The following is a 16,510-nucleotide window of genomic DNA, read 5'->3' on the forward strand; positions in this document are numbered from 1 at the left end:
CATCCGCGGGGCTGAGCCCAGCCGCAGCAGCCGTCGACACGCCGCCGACTGCAGGGACACGCCGACAGTCCCGGACGAGTTCCAGAGAATCTTTGGTGAACCCCTTGTCACGAGCGGGTTACGGGGCTAGAACTGTCCTTACCGAACCGCTTCGGCGGGACGGTTTCTGAATCGCTTCGGCGATGCAGAATCGAAGGCCCGGGAACTCATACTTCCCGGGCCTTCACCTTCCATCACGCGCCTGTTTCGGTCGATGTCGCGCGTGCTCGAGGACCTCGGCCCTGCGGCTCTCACACCCGCAGGGCTGTTCCGTGTGCCTCCCAGGACGACGAAGACCCTGCGATCTCACACATCGCAGGGCCGCGCCCATTCAACCGGCTCCGGCCCCCGGGGTCCGGCACTCTCGCCGGGGGAGCCCGCGTCCTAGGATCAGACACCATGACGACGCAGGCGAGTGGCACCAGGTCCACGGGGGAGTCCTCGTCACCGGAGCACGTCGAGGGGTTCGCCCGCGTCGAGGACGGCTTCGAGCGGCTGTGGACCCCGCACCGGATGGCCTACATCCTCGGGGACAAGCCCACCGACGACGCCGGCACCGACTGCCCGTTCTGCTCTGCGCCCTCCAAGCCGGACGCCGAGGGACTCATCGTCCACCGCGGCGAGCACTGCTACGTCGTCATGAACCTCTTCCCGTACAACCCCGGCCACGTCCTCGTCTGCCCCTACCGCCACGTCTCGCTCTACGTCGACCTCACCGACGAGGAGACGAGCGAGTTCACCGCCCTGACCAAGCAGGCCGTCCGGGCCCTGCAGGGCGCGTCCGAGCCGCACGGCTTCAACCTCGGGATGAACCAGGGGGCCGTCGCGGGAGCCGGCGTCGCGGCCCACCTGCACCAGCACGTCGTCCCCCGCTGGAGCGGCGACTCCAACTTCCTGCCGATCATCGCCCAGACCAAGGCCCTGCCCGTCCTGCTGGAGGAGACCCGCTCGCGCCTCGTCGCGGCGTGGCCCAGCGACTGACCGACGGACGTGACGGGCCGCCGGGCCGGCGGGCCGCCGGGCACGGACTCGCCGGACCGTGCGGCGTGACCGGGCACGCGCAACCGGTCAGTAGGCTGTCCCCACCATGCTCAACAGACTCCTGCGCGCGTCGATGACCAAGATCCTCGGTCCGATCGCCCACGTGTTCCTCCGCCTCGGGATCAGCCCCGACATCGTGACCATCGTGGGCACGGCGGGTGTGTGCGTCGGCGCGCTGGCCTTCTTCCCCCGGGGTGAGATCTGGGTGGGCGTGCTCGTCATCACCGCGTTCGTCTTCTCCGACAACGTCGACGGCATCATGGCGCGTGAGTCCGGCCGGTCGAGCAAGTGGGGTGCCTACCTCGACTCGACCCTGGACCGCATGGGCGACGCCGCGATCTTCGGCGGCCTCGTCCTGTTCTACGCCGGCAGGGGCAACAACCAGCTCATGGCCGGGCTCGCCCTGGCCTGCCTCATCCTCGGCAGCGTCGTGTCCTACGCCAAGGCACGGGCGGAGGGCCTCGGCTACACCGCGGACGTCGGCATCGCGGAGCGCGCCGACCGGCTCGTCGCCGTGCTCGTCGCGGCGTTCTTCGCCGACCTCCTCGGCTCGACGGTGCTCCTCGGCGTCGTGCTCGGGCTGCTCGCCGTGGCGAGCTTCGTGACGGTCCTGCAGCGGATGCTGACCGTGCGCCGGCAGGCCCTGGCCTCCGGTGAGGTGGGCGCGTGACGGGGCTAGCTCGCCGGGCCACCGACACGGTGAGCGTGCTCGGCTTCAGGCTCGGCTGGTCAGCCGTACGCGCCCTGCCCGAGCGGGCGGCATACGCCCTGTTCGACCGGGTGGCCGACATCGCCGTCCGCCGCGGCGGCACGGGTGTCGAGCGGCTGCGCTCCAACTACCGCAAGGTGCGCCCCGAGCTCGACGAGCGCGAGCTCGACTCCCTCGTGCACCAGGGGATGCGCTCGTACATGCGCTACTACTGCGAGGCGTTCCGCCTGCCGTCCCTGAGCCGCGCGCAGATCGACGCGGCCGTCGTGGCGAGCGGTGACGAGGAGGTGCGTGAGCTGTGCGCCCGCGGCGAGGCAGGCGTGGTCTTCGTGGGGCACCTCGGCAACTTCGACCTCGGCGCGGCCTGGTCGGCGGGCAACCTCATGCCGGTCACGACGGTCGCCGAGCGCCTCAAGCCGGAGGAGGTCTACCAGAGGTTCGTGGCCTTCCGACGCAGCATCGACATGGACATCATCCCGCTGACCGGGGGCGCCGACCCCTTCCACGGTCTGCTCGCCGCGGCGCGGGCCGGGGGGCGGCTCATCGCACTCGCGGCCGACCGCGACCTGACCCAGGGCGGTGTCGAGGTCGACCTGCTCGGGCACCGGGCCCGGATGGCGAAGGGCCCCGCAGTCCTGTCGCTGATGACCGGCGCACCGCTCTACGCGGCCCGCATCTGGTACGAGCCGGCGCGACGCGGCGAGGGGCTCGGCGGTTACCGCACGAGGATCGAGTTCAGCGGTCGGCTCGTACCGCGCGTCGAGGGGACCACGGCGGTGCGCGCGGCCGACCTCGTCCAGCAGTGCGCCGACCACATCGCTGTGACGATCCGCGAGCACACCTCGAGCTGGCACATGCTCCAACGCGTCTTCGTCGACGACCTCGACGCGCCGGCGTCCCCGGCCGCGAGCGCACCCATCGCGTCGGCGTCGGCATCGGCGGCATCGGGCGTGCCGTCCGCGCGACGTCCCGGGGCCACGCCATGAGGATCGGGATCGTCTGCCCCTACTCGTTCGACGTGCCTGGTGGGGTCCAGTTCCACGTGCGTGACCTCGCCGAGCACCTCATCGGCCAGGGCCACGACGTCTCCGTCCTGGCGCCCGCCGACAGCGAGACGGAGCTGCCCGACTACGTCACCTCGGCCGGACGCGCCACGGCAGTGCGCTACAACGGCTCAGTCGCGCGCCTCAACTTCGGTCCGGTCACCGCCTCGAAGGTCGGCAAGTGGCTCGAGGCCGGCGAGTTCGACGTGCTGCACCTGCACGAACCCGTCACGCCCAGCGTGAGCGTGCTCGCTCTCATGGCCGCCGAGGGCCCGATCGTCGCGACCTTCCACACGTCGATGCTGCGCTCGCGGACGATGCAGACGGCATACCCCATCATCCGGCCGAGCCTCGAGAAGATCGCCGGGCGCATTGCCGTCAGCGAGGACGCCCGTCGCACGGTAACGACGCACGTCGGCGGCGACGCCGTCGTCATCCCGAACGGCGTCTACGTCGACCGGTTCGCCGAGGCGCCCCGGCGCTCACCGTGGATCGGCACGCCGACGGCCCCGACGATCGCGTTCCTCGGCCGCATGGGCGAGCCGCGCAAGGGTCTTCCGGTCCTCGCAGCGGCCCTGCCCGAGGTGCTGCGCTCCGTGCCCGGCCTGCGGGTGCTCGTCGCCGGCCCCGGCGACCCCGACGACGTGACCGAGGACTGGCCGGCCGAGGTCGTCGCCGCGTGCGAGTTCCTCGGCTCGGTGTCCGACGACGACAAGGCCTCCCTGCTCGCATCGGTCGACGTCTACGTCGCGCCCAACACCGGTGGCGAGAGCTTCGGCATCATCCTCATCGAGGCGATGAGTGCGGGCGCGTGCGTCCTGGCCAGCGACCTGTCGGCGTTCTCCCGGGTGCTCGACGGCGGCCGGGCGGGTGCCATGTTCGCCAACGAGCGGCCCGACGCCCTGGCGCGCGCCCTCGTCGACCTGCTCCGCCGCCCCGAGCGCCGCGCCGAGCTCGCCGCGGCCGGCCAGCAGCGCGCCCGCATCTTCGACTGGTCGGTCGTGGCGGACGAGATCCTCGCCGTGTACGAGACGGTCATCGAGGGGCGGGCCGCCGCGGTGCCGGCGCAGGGCCGCTGGAACCGCTTCCTGCGTGGTGCCCGGTGAGCGAGGTTCTCTCGTGGGTCTTCGCGACCCTGTTCGTGCTGGTCATCGTCGGGTGGTACCTCTCCTACACCGCCGCCCGGCTCGACCGGCTGCACGTGCGCCTCAGCGGCACGCTCGCGGCTCTCGACGCCCGTCTCGTGCGCCGCGCCGAGGCCGTCGTCGAGCTGGCGAACAGCGGGCTGCTCGACGGTGCGACCTCGCTCATCCTCGCCAACGCCGCAGCCCAGTCGCTCGAGGCTCCCTCGGAGCACGGCGACGCCCGTGAGCAGGCCGAGAACGACCTGACCGAGGCGCTCGACCTCGCGCTGACACCGGAGGCGGTCGACAACCTCCGTGGAAGCGCCCTCGGCACCGACGTGCTGTCCCGCCTGGCCTCGGCCTGCACCCGCGTCCAGCTCGCCCGGCGCTTCCACAACGACGCCGTCACCGACGTACGGCGCGTACGCCGCAAGTGGGCGATCCGGTTGTTCCACCTGGCGGGCTACACGACGATGCCGCACACGGTCGAGTTCAACGACGAGGCGCCCGAGCACCTGTCCGCCGGCTGACCGGGGGGGTACGCGACGGGTCCGGGGGCGACCTGCCCGCGGGACGACAGCCAGGCGCACGCGACGTGCGTCACAGCGGTGCCCACCTGAAGGGACCGTGTCGTGCGCAGGGCCCGTGGGGGCCTACCCTTTGAGGCAACCCCAGACCAGATCACGGGAAAGCAGGACATCGTGAGCACCACCCCGACCACGGGCAGCACGCCCGCGGCTGACCAGCAGTCCGGAACCGGTACCACCCGCGTCAAGCGCGGCATGGCCGAGATGCTCAAGGGCGGCGTCATCATGGACGTCGTCACCGCCGAGCAGGCCAAGATCGCCGAGGACGCCGGCGCCGTCGCCGTCATGGCCCTCGAGCGCGTCCCCGCCGACATCCGCGCCCAGGGCGGCGTGTCGCGCATGAGCGACCCCGACATGATCGACGGCATCATCGAGGCCGTCTCGATCCCCGTCATGGCCAAGGCGCGCATCGGCCACTTCGTCGAGGCCCAGGTCCTGCAGAGCCTCGGCGTCGACTACATCGACGAGTCCGAGGTGCTCACCCCGGCCGACTACGCCAACCACATCGACAAGTGGCAGTTCACCGTGCCCTTCGTCTGTGGCGCGACGAACCTCGGCGAGGCGCTGCGCCGGATCACCGAGGGCGCGGCGATGATCCGCTCCAAGGGTGAGGCGGGCACGGGCGACGTCTCCAACGCGACGACGCACATGCGCCAGATCCGCCAGGAGCTCCGTCGCCTGCAGAACCTGCCCGAGGACGAGCTCTACGTCGCGGCGAAGGAGCTGCAGGCGCCCTACGAGCTCGTCAAGGAGGTCGCGCAGGCCGGCAAGCTGCCCGTCGTGCTCTTCACCGCCGGTGGCATCGCGACCCCGGCCGACGCGGCGATGATGATGCAGCTCGGCGCCGAGGGCGTCTTCGTCGGCTCCGGCATCTTCAAGTCGGGCAACCCGGCCCAGCGCGCCGAGGCGATCGTCAAGGCGACGACCTTCCACGACGACCCCGACGTCATCGCGAAGGTCTCGCGTGGCCTGGGCGAGGCCATGGTCGGCATCAACGTCGACGAGATCGCCCAGCCGCACCGCCTCTCCGAGCGCGGTTGGTGACCACTCACCGAGCAGCACGCTGACGGATGCCGCCGAGCCCCACCGGGCCCGGCGGCATCCGTCATCCCAGCCCTCTTCCCCCGCAACACACCCAGAAGCCAGCAACACACCGGCATCGGATCCCGGTGCGCCGGCGACTACTCGGTGTGTTGCGGAGGGGGAGGGTGGCAGCATCGTGACGTGCACGCCACCGGAGCCGAGCTGTCGCGCTCGTACTACGAACACGTCGTCCAGCCCCTCGTCCGCCGGCGCTGGCCAGCCCTGCCGCAGGCGGCCGCTCGGCTGGGCAGCGGCTCCGACGTCCTCGGCCTCGACGACGGCATGTCGCGCGACCACGATTGGGGGCTGCGCCTCAACCTGCTCGTCCCGGCCGAGATGGTCGCCGACGTCGACGCGCACCTCGCCGAACGCCTCCCCGAGGAGTACCAAGGCCACCCGACGCGGTTCGCCACGACGTGGGACCCATCCGTCCGTCACCGGGTCCAGGTCGAGACCGCTCGCGACCTCGCCGTCTCACGGCTGGGCCTCGACCCGACGCACGACCTCGCCGTCGACGACTGGCTCTCGCTCACGGGTCAGGCCGTCCTGGAGGTCACGGCCGGGGAGGTGTTCGCCGACGACGCGGCTGAGCTGCACGGCATACGGAAGCGGCTCGAGTGGTACCCCGACGACGTGTGGCGCTACGTCGTCGCCACCGACTGGGCTCGGCTGGCACAGGAGCTGCCGTTCGTCGGACGAACGGCGGAGCGTGGAGACGACCTCGGGTCGCGGGTGGTGGCGGCACGTCTCATCGGCGTCACGCTGCACCTGGGGCACCTGCTCGAGCGACGGTGGCCGCCCTACGCCAAGTGGCTGGGCACGAGCTTCGGACGACTGCCACGGGCGGCCGCGGCGCTCGAGCCCCTCCAGCAGGCGCTGTCGGCTCCGGACTGGCGTGAGCGCGAGTCCGGGCTCGTCGACGCCCTCCGCACCCTGAACGCCGTCCAGGACGCGGCCGGCCTGCCGGTGGCCGACGACCCCGTGGAGCCGTTCTGGGACCGGCCGTACCGCGGGGTACGGGAGGAGGTCGTCGCCCTCCTCGAGGCCAGCGTCACCGATCCAGTGGTGCGGGCGCTGCCACGTGGGGTCGGGTCGGCCGAGCAGTGGAGCAACAGCGTCGACGTCCTCGGAGACCCCCGCCGCCGTAGGCCCCGATGAGGACAGGGGTGACGACGGGTCAGGTGACGGCGCCGCGCTCGGCGAACTCGGGCCGCTCGAACTCGCGCCCGTCGAGGACCTCCTTGAGGTGCGTGGCGGCCCGCACCGCGTCGACGTGGGTGACGTAGAGCGGCGCGAAGCCGAGCCGGATGATGTCGGGCTCCCGGAAGTCGCCGATGACGCCGCGCGCGATGAGCGCCTGCACGACCGCGAAGGCCTGCGGGTGCCGCAACGACACCTGGGAGCCGCGGCGTTCGGGCTCACGGGGCGTCGCCAGCGCCACGTCGACGCCGAGCGAGTCGAGCGCCTCGATGAACATGCCCGTCACCGACAGCGACGCCGTCCGGACGTCAGCGGGGGAGAGGCCGTCGTATGCCGACAGCGCGGCTTCGAGGGCGAGCACCGACAGCAGGGGCGGGGTGCCGACGCGGGCGCGCGTGATGCCCGGCGCCGGCTCGTAGTCGGGGCGCATCTCGAAGGGACGCGCGTGCCCCTGCCATCCGGTCAGCGGCTGGTCGAAGTCGTCCTGGTGGCGTGACGCGACGTAGAGGAAGGCCGGCGCGCCGGGGCCGCCGTTGAGGTACTTGTAGCCGCAGCCGACGGCGAGGTCGGCACCACCGGCGTCGAGGTCGACCTCGATGACCCCGGCCGAGTGGCAGAGGTCCCAGCAGGCGAGGGCGCCGACGGCGTGGGCGGCCTCGGTGACGGCGCGCAGGTCCCAGAGCTCGCCGGTGCGGTAGTCCACGCTGGAGTAGGACGCGAGGGCGAGTTCGTCGCCGACCTCGGCGATGGCGCTGGCGGCGTCACGCGGGTGCACCCTGCGCACCTCGAGGCCGGCGAGGGCGGCGGCCGACTCGGTCATGTACAGGTCGGTGGGAAACGAGTCGGGGTCGGTCAGCACGACCCGCCGACCGGGGCGCAGCCGTCCGGCCCCGACGACGGCCTTGAAGAGGTTGACCGACGTGGAGTCGGTGACGACGACCTGTCCCGGTGCGGCGCCGACGAGCCGGCCCACGCGGTCGCCGACGCGCGTCTGCGCGCCCCACCAGTCCGCCTCGTTCCACGACCGGATGAGCCGCTCACCCCACTCGCGGCGCGTGACGTCGTCGACGACGGCGGGCACGGCGCTCGGCAGCGCTCCGAGGGAGTTGCCGTCGAGGTAGACGACGTCGTCGGGAAGCGTGAAGAGCTCTCGCGTGCCCCGCAGGGCGGAGGAGTCGTCCGCCTCCTGCGCACGGGCGGTCAGGGCGTCGTGGGTGTGCACGGTCGTCATGGCCGCAACGTATCCGGTGGTGTCGCGCCGATGTCAGGCCCCATCTCACCCGCGTCTCGCATCCGAGACGGTTCCCACGACCCGACCCGTGGTCCGCGCCTCGGCGCACGCGTTCTACGCTGACCCGGTGAGCACCAGCACCACCACCGGCCCCACGACGAGCCCCGGCACGGATCCAGTGACGCACCCAGCCACGGACCCCCGCGCGGGCACCTCTGCCGACGCGGGGGCCAAGCCGCTCATCGGGGTCCTCGCCGTCCAGGGTGACGTGCGTGAGCACCTCGCAGCGCTGACGGCGCTCGGGGCCGAGGCCGTCACGGTGCGCCGACCCGCGGAGGTCGAGGCGATCGACGGGCTCGTCATCCCCGGCGGCGAGTCCACCGTCATGGACAAGCTCGTGCGTGCCTTCGACCTGCGCGAGCCGCTGCTGCGGCGCATCGCGGAGGGCATGCCCGCCTTCGGCTCGTGCGCCGGCATGATCATGCTCGCCGACCGCATCGTCGACGCGCGCCCCGACCAGCAGACCCTCGGGGGCCTCGACGTCACCGTCCGCCGCAACGCATTCGGCCGCCAGGTGGACTCGTTCGAGCAGGACCTCGACTACGCGTGGTCAGACCGGTCCCGGCACGGCACCGTCCACGCCGTCTTCATCCGCGCGCCCTGGGTCGAGGAGGCCGGCCCCGGCGTCGAGGTCCTCGCGCGCGTGAGCGAGGGCGTGGCCGCCGGTAGGATCGTCGCGGTCCGGCAGGGCAACGTCATGGCCACGTCGTTCCACCCCGAGGTGAGCGGCGACCGCCGGATCCACGCCGAGTTCGTCTCGATCGTCAGAGAGCACCGACTCCAGCAGTCGGGCGCACGCCAGTCACCGGAACGCGAGGACACTGCATGAGCGGCCATTCCAAATGGGCCACCACGAAGCACAAGAAGGCTGCCATCGACGCCAAGCGCGGCAAGCTCTTCGCCAAGCTCATCAAGAACATCGAGGTCGCGGCCCGGCAGGGCGGCGGTGACCCGGCCGGCAACCCCACCCTCTACGACGCCATCCAGAAGGCCAAGAAGACCTCGGTCCCCAACGACAACATCGACCGCGCCGTCAAGCGCGGCTCGGGTGCCGAGGCCGGCGGCGCCGACTGGCAGACGATCATGTACGAGGGCTACGCGCCCAACGGCGTCGCGGTGCTGATCGAGTGCCTCACCGACAACCGCAACCGGGCCGCCGCCGAGGTGCGCACGGCGCTGACCCGCAACGGCGGCCAGCTCGCCGATCCCGGTTCGGTCTCGTACGTCTTCAACCGCAAGGGTGTCGTCATCGTGCCCAAGGACGCCGGCTCCGAGGACGACATCCTCGAGGTCGTGCTCGAGGCGGGCGCCGAGGAGGTCAACGACAACGGCGAGACGTGGGAGATCGTCTCCGAGGCCTCCGACTTCGTCGCCGTCCGCAAGGCCATCCAGGACGCCGGCATCGACTACGAGTCGGCCGAGGCCTCCTTCGTCCCGAACCTCCAGGTGCCGCTCGACCTCGACGGCGCCAAGAAGATGATCCGCGTCATCGAGGCGCTCGAGGACAGCGACGACGTGCAGAACGTCTTCGCCAACGGCGACATCCCCGACGACGTCCTGGCCCAGCTCGACGACGAGGAATGACGCCGGCCTGACGCCGACGACCCGCCACGGGCCACAGGGAGGCACGCCGGTGACCGGCGTGCCTCCCGTCGTTTCGGGGCAGCCCCGTTAGCGTTGTCCCGAACACCTGTTCGTATCGCCCCGCCGGCCACGACCCAGGAGGTATGCCGTGCGCGTCCTCGCGGTCGACCCCGGCCTGACCCGTTGCGGCGTGGGTGTCGTCGACGGCCTCCCCGGTCGACGGCTCTCGCTCGTCGAGGTCGGCGTCATCCGCACGCCGTCGGGCGACCCGACGCCGAAACGGCTCGTCGCCATCGAGGACGAGATGCGCACCTGGTTCGAGCGCCACCGCCCCGAGACGGTGGCCGTCGAACGCGTCTTCGCCGACACCAACATGTCGACCGTCATGGGCACCGCTCAGGTGACCGGAATCGTCATGATGCTCGCCGAGCGGCGCGGACTTCCCGTGGCCCTGCACACGCCCACCGAGGTCAAGGCGGCGGTGAGCGGCAGCGGGCGCGCCGACAAGGCCCAGGTCACGACGATGGTCACTCGGCTCCTCGGGCTCGACACGCCGCCTCGGCCGGCCGACGCCGCCGACGCCCTCGCCCTCGCGATCTGCCACGTCTGGCGCGGAGGCACCCAGAGCCGGCTCGAGCAGGCGCGCCTCGAGCAGCTCGCGCGCACCGGGAGCCGGGGCAGCGGCATACCCCGGCGCGTCCCGCCCAGCGCCGCCGCGCCCCGACGCACGGCGTCCGGTGCCACCCCGGTCCGCACCGCCCGACCCACCCGAAGCAACCCTGGAGCCCAGCCCCGATGATCGCCTCGCTCTCCGGCACCGTCCTCAAGGTCGGCCTCGACTCCGTCGTCGTCGGCGTCGGCGGAGTCGGCATGCTCGTCCACACGACGCCCGCCACGGCTGCGTCGGTGCGCACCGGGCAGCCCACCGAGCTCGCCACGAGCCTCGTCGTGCGCGAGGACTCCCTCACCCTCTACGGCTTCGCCACCGACGACGAGAAGCACGTCTTCGAGACGGTGCAGACGGTGTCCGGTGTCGGCCCGCGGCTCGCCCTCGCCGTGCTCGCCGTCCACTCGCCCGACGCGGTGCGCGTCGCCCTCGGCACGGGCGACATCGTCGCGCTGACGAAGGTGCCCGGCATCGGCAAGAAGGGCGCCGAGCGGATGGTTCTCGAGCTGAGGGACAAGCTCGGCGCGCTGCCCGGCTCGGCGGGCACGTCCGCGCCGGTGCGCCTCGACACGGGCGACGAGTGGCGCGAGCAGGTCCGCGAGGCGCTCGTGGGGCTCGGCTGGACGGTGCGGCAGTCCGACGACGCGCTCGACCGGATCGCGCCCCTTGCAGCCGACGGCGCGGGAGTCTCCGCACTGCTGCGCTCGGCCCTCCAGGAGCTCGGCCGATGAGCGTCGAGCGGCCCTGGGAGGTCGACGAGGCCGGCGCCCCCGAGGTGTGGGACGACGGCTCGTTCGACGCCACGGCGCGCATCGTCGACACGGGCAGCGACACCGAGGAACGTCAGGTCGAAGCCGCCCTGCGGCCCAAGCGGCTCGACGACTTCCCGGGCCAGACGCGCGTGCGCGACCAGCTGGGGCTCGTGCTCAAGGCGGCCAGGCGCCGCGGCTCCCCACCTGACCACGTCCTGCTCTCCGGGCCACCCGGACTCGGCAAGACGACCCTGGCGATGATCGTCGCGAGTGAGCTCGAGCAGCCGATCCGCATCACGTCCGGACCCGCCATCCAGCATGCCGGCGACCTCGCGTCGGTGCTCTCCTCGCTGGCCGAGGGAGAGGTCCTCTTCCTCGACGAGATCCACCGGATGTCGCGCTCGGCCGAGGAGATGCTCTACCTCGCCATGGAGGACTTCCGTGTCGACGTCATCATCGGCAAGGGTCCGGGCGCGACGGCGATCCCGCTCGAGCTGCCGCCCTTCACCGTGGTGGGCGCGACCACGCGGGCCGGCCTGCTGCCGGCGCCGCTGCGCGACCGGTTCGGCTTCACCGGTCACCTCGACTACTACGACGCGTCCGACCTCGTCACGATCCTGCACCGCTCGGCCCGGCTCCTCGGCCTCGAGGCCGACGACGACGGCATCCGGGAGATCTCGCTCCGCTCGCGCGGCACACCGCGCATCGCCAACCGCCTGCTGCGCCGGGTCCGCGACTGGGCGCAGGTGCACGGCGACCAGCGCGTCACCCACACGGCCGCCCGGCAGGCCCTCGCCCTCTTCGACGTCGACGAGCGCGGCCTTGACAGGCTCGACCGGGCCGTCCTCGACGCGCTGTGCCGTCGGTTCAACGGGGGCCCGGTGGGGCTCTCCACCCTGGCTGTCTCCGTGGGGGAGGAGCCCGACACCGTCGAGACGGTCGCCGAGCCCTACCTCGTCCGGGAGGGGTTCATGGTGCGCACGCCCCGTGGGCGTGCCGCCTCCTCGCTCGCCTGGAAGCACCTCGGGCTCACGCCCCCGGTTGACGCCCAGTCGCTGTGGTCGGCGACCCTTCCCCTCGACGAAGCCGGTGGCGGCCGGTTCGACGGCTGACCGGCTGACCGCCTGCGACGAGCGGCCACGCAGCCGTCCAAGTGCGGCCAAAACGTGACACGACGGCGCGTCGCGGGCCTGCGATCCGTTCTGACAAACTGCACCGGCGCACGTAGACTCCTGCGGGCACCATAGCCGCTGCCGCGGCACCATCCGGTGCCCCCGGTCGTTGACGCGACATCCGACCCCAGATCGACGGGTCGTGGCGTGCGCACGTGACGACCGGACGAAGACACGAAGGACTGAGCTGACATGAACACCAACGGGACCTTCTCGTTGCTGATTTTCGCCCTGCCCCTCCTGCTGCTGGGTTGGCTGTTCTTCACACAGAACAAGCGGATGAGGCAGATGCGCGAGTTCAGCTCGTCACTCAACGTGGGCGACCTGGTCGTCACCTCGTCCGGCATCTACGGCACCATCAAGCACCTCGACGACAGCAGCGCCTGGCTCGAGGTAGCCGAGGGCACGACGATCCGCTTCGACCGTCGCGCGGTCGCGATGAAGCAGACCGACACCGCAGCCACGAGCACCACGACGTCCACCGATGCATCCACGGATGCGTCCACCGATGACGCCCCCGGCACGACGCCGGGCACGCCACAGAACGGTCAGTGAGGGTTTCGTGGCACGCAGCTCCACCAAGAAGTCGGCGAGACGCAGCCTCCTGGCGCTCATCGTCGTCATCCTCGGACTCAGCGCCCTCGCCGGCGGACTCGCGAAGTGGGGCGACGGGTCGCTGACCCCGCGCCTCGGCCTCGACCTCGAGGGCGGCACGGAGCTCGTGCTCCAGCCGGTGCTCAACGGGTCCGAGACGATCAACGAGGGCCAGGTCAACCGCGCCGTCGACATCATCCGCCAGCGCATCGACGCCAACGGCGTGTCCGAGGCTGAGATCGCCACCCAGGGCGGCCGGAACATCGTCATCTCGATCCCGGGAGCCGCGACGGCGGAGCAGCTCGACGCGATCCGCAAGCCCTCACAGCTGCGCTTCCGCGCCGTCTACGTTCAGGCCCTCGACACGAATGCCCCGCAAGCCAACCCGAGCGGGACGCCGAGCGGCACGCCGACCCCGTCGGGCACGGCCACGACGCCCGCGACCGGCACGCCCAGCGCCACCGGCACCGGTGCGGCCACACCGTCGACGAGCGCCACGGCCGCGAACGGCATCGTGCCCGACGCGCTGCGTGCGGCCACGACCCCGGCGACCGCCACCGGCACGGCGACGACGCCGGCCCCGAGCGCCACGACCCCGGCGCCGACCGAGACCCAGCCGGCGCCGACCCCTGCCCAGATGCAGTCCGCCGTCAAGGCCCAGGCCAGCAAGGGCCTCGTCGGCCTCGGCTGGGAGAAGGCGAAGGCCGACAAGGCCGCCGACACGGTGGCCAAGCAGTACACCGCGCTCAACTGCGCGACGCCGGGCTCGGTCGACAAGATCGTCGACGACCCCAAGCTGCCCATCGCCACGTGCGGTGAGGACCGCGTCACGAAGTACGTCCTCGGCCCGAGCGAGATCGACGGCAGCGAGATCGCGGACGCCACGAGCGGCTACCAGCCGGGCCCCAACGGTCAGCCCACCTCGATCGTCGAGGTTGCGCTGTCCTTCAAGGACACCGGCAAGGCGAAGTTCGCGGCCGTCACCAAGCGCCTCTACGGCCTGCAGTCCGAGCCGCCCTTCGACCAGTTCGCCGTCGTCCTCGACAAGACGGTCATCACCGCGCCGCAGGCCCGCGCGGTCATCACCGACGGCCGGGCCTCGATCACCGGCTCGTTCACCATCGACTCGGCCAAGCAGCTCGCCGAACAGCTCAAGTTCGGTGCCCTGCCGATCTCCTTCGCGCTCCAGACGCAGGACAACATCACGCCCCAGCTCGGTGAGGAGCAGCTGCGCATCGGCCTGCTCGCCGGCTTCATCGGCCTGCTGCTCGTCGTCGTCTACTCGCTCTTCCAGTACCGCGCCCTCGGCCTGGTCACCGTCGTCTCGCTCGTCGTGGCCTCGGCGGTCACCTACCTCGCCGTGACGGTGCTCGGCACGACTCACGGGTTCCGCCTGACGATGGCCGGTGTCACCGGCCTCATCGTCGCCATCGGCGTCACGGCCGACAGCTTCATCGTCTACTTCGAGCGCATCCGCGACGAGGTCCGTGACGGGCGTCCGCTCATCGCGGCCGTCGAGACCGGATGGAAGCGCGCGCGTCGCACGATCATCGCTGCCGACGCCGTGAACTTCATGGCGGCCGGCGTGCTCTACTTCCTCGCGTCGAGCAACGTCCGCGGCTTCGCGTTCACGCTCGGCCTGACGACGCTCATCGACCTGCTCGTCGTGGTGCTCTTCACGCACCCGACGGTGCAGCTGCTCGCGCGCACGAAGTTCTTCGGCGGCGGTCACAAGTGGTCCGGCCTCGACCCGCAGCGCCTCGGCGCCAAGGAGTCGCTGCGCTACCGCGGCCGTGGCCAGTTCGGGGCACCCGGCGCCCAACGCCCGCCCGCCACCGTGGGCTCGGCCCGCGTCGCCGAGGGGAAGGCCCAGGCATGATCAGCTTCTCCCAGGTCGGAAACGACCTCTACACCGGCAAGCGCTCGATCGAGTTCATCAAGCGCCAGAAGACCTGGTACGCCCTGTCGGCCGTGCTCCTCGCGCTCGCCCTCGTCGGCATCTTCGTCAGGAGTCTCAACTTCGGCATCGAGTTCAGCGGTGGCTCCGAGTTCCGCGTCCAGGGCGTCACGAGCAGCCAGGCGTACGAGGAGAAGGCGCAGTCCGCGATCGCCGACGCGGGCATCGGCGGCAACGTCGTCTCGTCGATCGTCGGGCGCGACACCGTCCGGGTGCAGTCGGAGGCCGCCTCGGAGCGCACCGACGAGGCCGTCACGGCCCTGGCGCGCGAGTTCGGCGTGAAGCCGGGCGCGGTCAGCGCCTCGCTGATCGGACCGAGCTGGGGGCAGTCGGTGAGCCAGCAGGCGATCCGAGGTCTCATCGTCTTCCTCATCCTCGTGACGATCGTGATGGCGCTCTACTTCCGCACGTGGAAGATGGCCGTTGCCGGTCTGGTGGCGCTCCTCCACGACCTCGTCATCACGGTCGGCATCTACGCCCTCTTCGGTTTCGAGATCACGCCCTCGTCGATGATCGGGTTCCTCACGATCCTCGGCTACTCGCTCTACGACACGGTCGTCGTCTTCGACAAGGTGCGCGAGAACACCGCAGAGGCGTTCCGCACCAAGCGGACGACGTACTCCGCGGCCGCCAACCTCGCCGTCAACCAGACGCTCGTCCGCTCGATCAACACGACCGTCGTGGCCCTGCTGCCGATCGCGGCCGTGCTGTTCGTCGGCTTCACCCTGCTCGGGCCGGGCACGCTGCTCGACCTGTCGCTCGCCCTTTTCATCGGCATCGCGGTCGGTGCCTACTCGTCGATCTTCATCGCGACCCCGCTGCTCGCCGACCTGCGTCGCAACGAGCCGGCGGTGCGCCAGCTCGACAAGTACGTCGCCCGGCACGGTGCGCGGACCGGCACGCAGCCGGTCGACGACGCCGCCGAGCCTGCGGCGGTCGGGGCCGACGCGACCGGCGCCGCGTCCGCGTCGTCGCCCCCGGCGGTCGACGGGGCGCCGCGTCCGGTCCACAAGTACGCCCAGGCCGGACCGCGCAACCAGCCCAGGCGGGCGCCCAAGTCCCGCCGCTGACGTGCGGCCCGCAGCCGCGGGCCGCACGACCGCGCACCGCTCGTTCGACACCCTGCAGGAGACGGCGTGAGCCAGATCAGTGACCTCGTGGCGAGCAAGCTGCGCGACATCCCCGACTTCCCGAAGCCGGGCATCCTCTTCAAGGACTTCACGCCCCTGTTCGCCGACGGACCGTCGTTCGGTGCGCTCGTCCGCGACATCGCCCAGCGGTATGCCGGCCAGGTCGACGTCGTCGTGGGCATCGAGGCGCGGGGTTTCATCCTCGGCGCCGCGGTCGCCTACGAGCTGGAGCTGGGCATGGTGCCGGTCCGCAAGGCCGGCAAGCTGCCGGGTGCGACGCTCAAGGAGTCGTACGCCCTCGAGTACGGCACCGCCGAGATCGAGGTGCACACCGACGCCTTCACCCCCGGCCAGCGCGTCCTCGTCATCGACGACGTCCTCGCAACGGGCGGAACGGCCGAGGCGGCGGCCCTGCTCGTCGAGAAGGCCGGCGCGCAGGTCACCGCCATCGAGGTCGTCCTCGAGCTGGCCTTCCTCGACGGCCGCACGCGCCTTGCAGACCGGCCGGTCAACGCCATCCTCACGGTCTGATCCCCG

The 16,510-nt window shown here is 71.5% G+C and carries 17 protein-coding genes; 16 read left to right on the plus strand and 1 reads right to left on the minus strand.

Going from position 1 to position 16,510, the window contains the following annotated elements:
• Positions 1-438: 438 nt before the first annotated feature.
• The 7 genes from ACFQU3_RS00240 to ACFQU3_RS00270 all read left to right on the plus strand — a co-directional run bounded on the left by ACFQU3_RS00240 (position 439) and on the right by ACFQU3_RS00270 (position 6,784).
• The gene (locus ACFQU3_RS00240; protein WP_385904739.1) at positions 439-1,020 is read left to right on the plus strand and encodes an HIT family protein; all 582 of its coding nucleotides are present in this window, start codon (positions 439-441) and stop codon (positions 1,018-1,020) included.
• 106 nt (positions 1,021-1,126) lie between these two features.
• The gene (gene pgsA / locus ACFQU3_RS00245; protein WP_385904742.1) at positions 1,127-1,750 is read left to right on the plus strand and encodes a phosphatidylinositol phosphate synthase; all 624 of its coding nucleotides are present in this window, start codon (positions 1,127-1,129) and stop codon (positions 1,748-1,750) included.
• The gene (locus ACFQU3_RS00250; protein ID WP_385904745.1) at positions 1,747-2,775 is read left to right on the plus strand and encodes a phosphatidylinositol mannoside acyltransferase; all 1,029 of its coding nucleotides are present in this window, start codon (positions 1,747-1,749) and stop codon (positions 2,773-2,775) included. Before pgsA ends, ACFQU3_RS00250 begins: the two co-directional genes overlap by 4 nt.
• Positions 2,772-3,938 carry a glycosyltransferase family 4 protein gene (locus ACFQU3_RS00255; protein WP_385904747.1) on the plus strand — a complete coding sequence of 389 codons (1,167 nt, stop codon included), beginning with the start codon at positions 2,772-2,774 and terminating at the stop codon, positions 3,936-3,938. The genes ACFQU3_RS00250 and ACFQU3_RS00255 overlap by 4 nt, the downstream gene beginning before the upstream one ends.
• Positions 3,935-4,486 (plus strand): hypothetical protein, encoded by a 552-nt coding sequence (locus ACFQU3_RS00260; RefSeq protein ID WP_385904750.1) that lies wholly within the window; start codon positions 3,935-3,937, stop codon positions 4,484-4,486. Before ACFQU3_RS00255 ends, ACFQU3_RS00260 begins: the two co-directional genes overlap by 4 nt.
• Before the next feature lie 171 nt (positions 4,487-4,657).
• On the plus strand, positions 4,658-5,587 hold the full coding sequence (gene pdxS / locus ACFQU3_RS00265; RefSeq protein ID WP_385904753.1) for a pyridoxal 5'-phosphate synthase lyase subunit PdxS: 930 nt from the start codon (positions 4,658-4,660) through the stop codon (positions 5,585-5,587).
• Positions 5,588-5,767: 180 nt separating this feature from the next.
• Complete coding sequence (locus tag ACFQU3_RS00270) at positions 5,768-6,784, plus strand: DUF4037 domain-containing protein (RefSeq protein ID WP_385904756.1); 1,017 nt, start codon at positions 5,768-5,770, stop codon at positions 6,782-6,784.
• Between the two features lie 19 nt (positions 6,785-6,803).
• On the opposite strand, the gene kynU is transcribed toward ACFQU3_RS00270, so the two are convergent.
• Entirely contained in the window at positions 6,804-8,057 is a 1,254-nt protein-coding gene (gene kynU, locus ACFQU3_RS00275) for a kynureninase (RefSeq protein ID WP_385904759.1), read from the minus strand.
• 127 nt (positions 8,058-8,184) lie between these two features.
• On the opposite strand from kynU, the gene pdxT reads away from it, so the two are divergent.
• From pdxT to ACFQU3_RS00320, 9 genes are all read left to right on the plus strand, one after another.
• Positions 8,185-8,946 (plus strand): pyridoxal 5'-phosphate synthase glutaminase subunit PdxT, encoded by a 762-nt coding sequence (pdxT, locus tag ACFQU3_RS00280; protein WP_385904761.1) that lies wholly within the window; start codon positions 8,185-8,187, stop codon positions 8,944-8,946.
• Positions 8,943-9,701 (plus strand): YebC/PmpR family DNA-binding transcriptional regulator, encoded by a 759-nt coding sequence (locus ACFQU3_RS00285; RefSeq protein WP_385904764.1) that lies wholly within the window; start codon positions 8,943-8,945, stop codon positions 9,699-9,701. The genes pdxT and ACFQU3_RS00285 overlap by 4 nt, the downstream gene beginning before the upstream one ends.
• A 148-nt stretch (positions 9,702-9,849) precedes the next feature.
• On the plus strand, positions 9,850-10,500 hold the full coding sequence (gene ruvC, locus ACFQU3_RS00290; protein WP_385904767.1) for a crossover junction endodeoxyribonuclease RuvC: 651 nt from the start codon (positions 9,850-9,852) through the stop codon (positions 10,498-10,500).
• Positions 10,497-11,099: a Holliday junction branch migration protein RuvA gene (ruvA, locus tag ACFQU3_RS00295; RefSeq protein WP_385904770.1), complete on the plus strand. Its 603-nt coding sequence runs from the start codon at positions 10,497-10,499 to the stop codon at positions 11,097-11,099. The genes ruvC and ruvA overlap by 4 nt, the downstream gene beginning before the upstream one ends.
• Positions 11,096-12,232, plus strand: a complete 1,137-nt coding sequence (gene ruvB, locus ACFQU3_RS00300; RefSeq protein ID WP_385904773.1) for a Holliday junction branch migration DNA helicase RuvB — start codon at positions 11,096-11,098, stop codon at positions 12,230-12,232. The genes ruvA and ruvB overlap by 4 nt, the downstream gene beginning before the upstream one ends.
• Before the next feature lie 252 nt (positions 12,233-12,484).
• Positions 12,485-12,847 carry a preprotein translocase subunit YajC gene (yajC, locus tag ACFQU3_RS00305; RefSeq protein WP_385904776.1) on the plus strand — a complete coding sequence of 121 codons (363 nt, stop codon included), beginning with the start codon at positions 12,485-12,487 and terminating at the stop codon, positions 12,845-12,847.
• A 7-nt stretch (positions 12,848-12,854) separates the two neighbouring features.
• Entirely contained in the window at positions 12,855-14,765 is a 1,911-nt protein-coding gene (gene secD / locus ACFQU3_RS00310) for a protein translocase subunit SecD (protein WP_385904779.1), read from the plus strand.
• On the plus strand, positions 14,762-15,913 hold the full coding sequence (secF, locus tag ACFQU3_RS00315) for a protein translocase subunit SecF (RefSeq protein ID WP_385904782.1): 1,152 nt from the start codon (positions 14,762-14,764) through the stop codon (positions 15,911-15,913). The genes secD and secF overlap by 4 nt, the downstream gene beginning before the upstream one ends.
• A 66-nt stretch (positions 15,914-15,979) precedes the next feature.
• Positions 15,980-16,504, plus strand: a complete 525-nt coding sequence (locus tag ACFQU3_RS00320) for an adenine phosphoribosyltransferase (protein WP_385904785.1) — start codon at positions 15,980-15,982, stop codon at positions 16,502-16,504.
• Positions 16,505-16,510: the final 6 nt, after the last annotated feature.

This window comes from Terrabacter sp. GCM10028922 (assembly GCF_042666095.1).
In the GTDB taxonomy this organism is placed as follows: Bacteria; Actinomycetota; Actinomycetes; order Actinomycetales; family Dermatophilaceae; genus Terrabacter.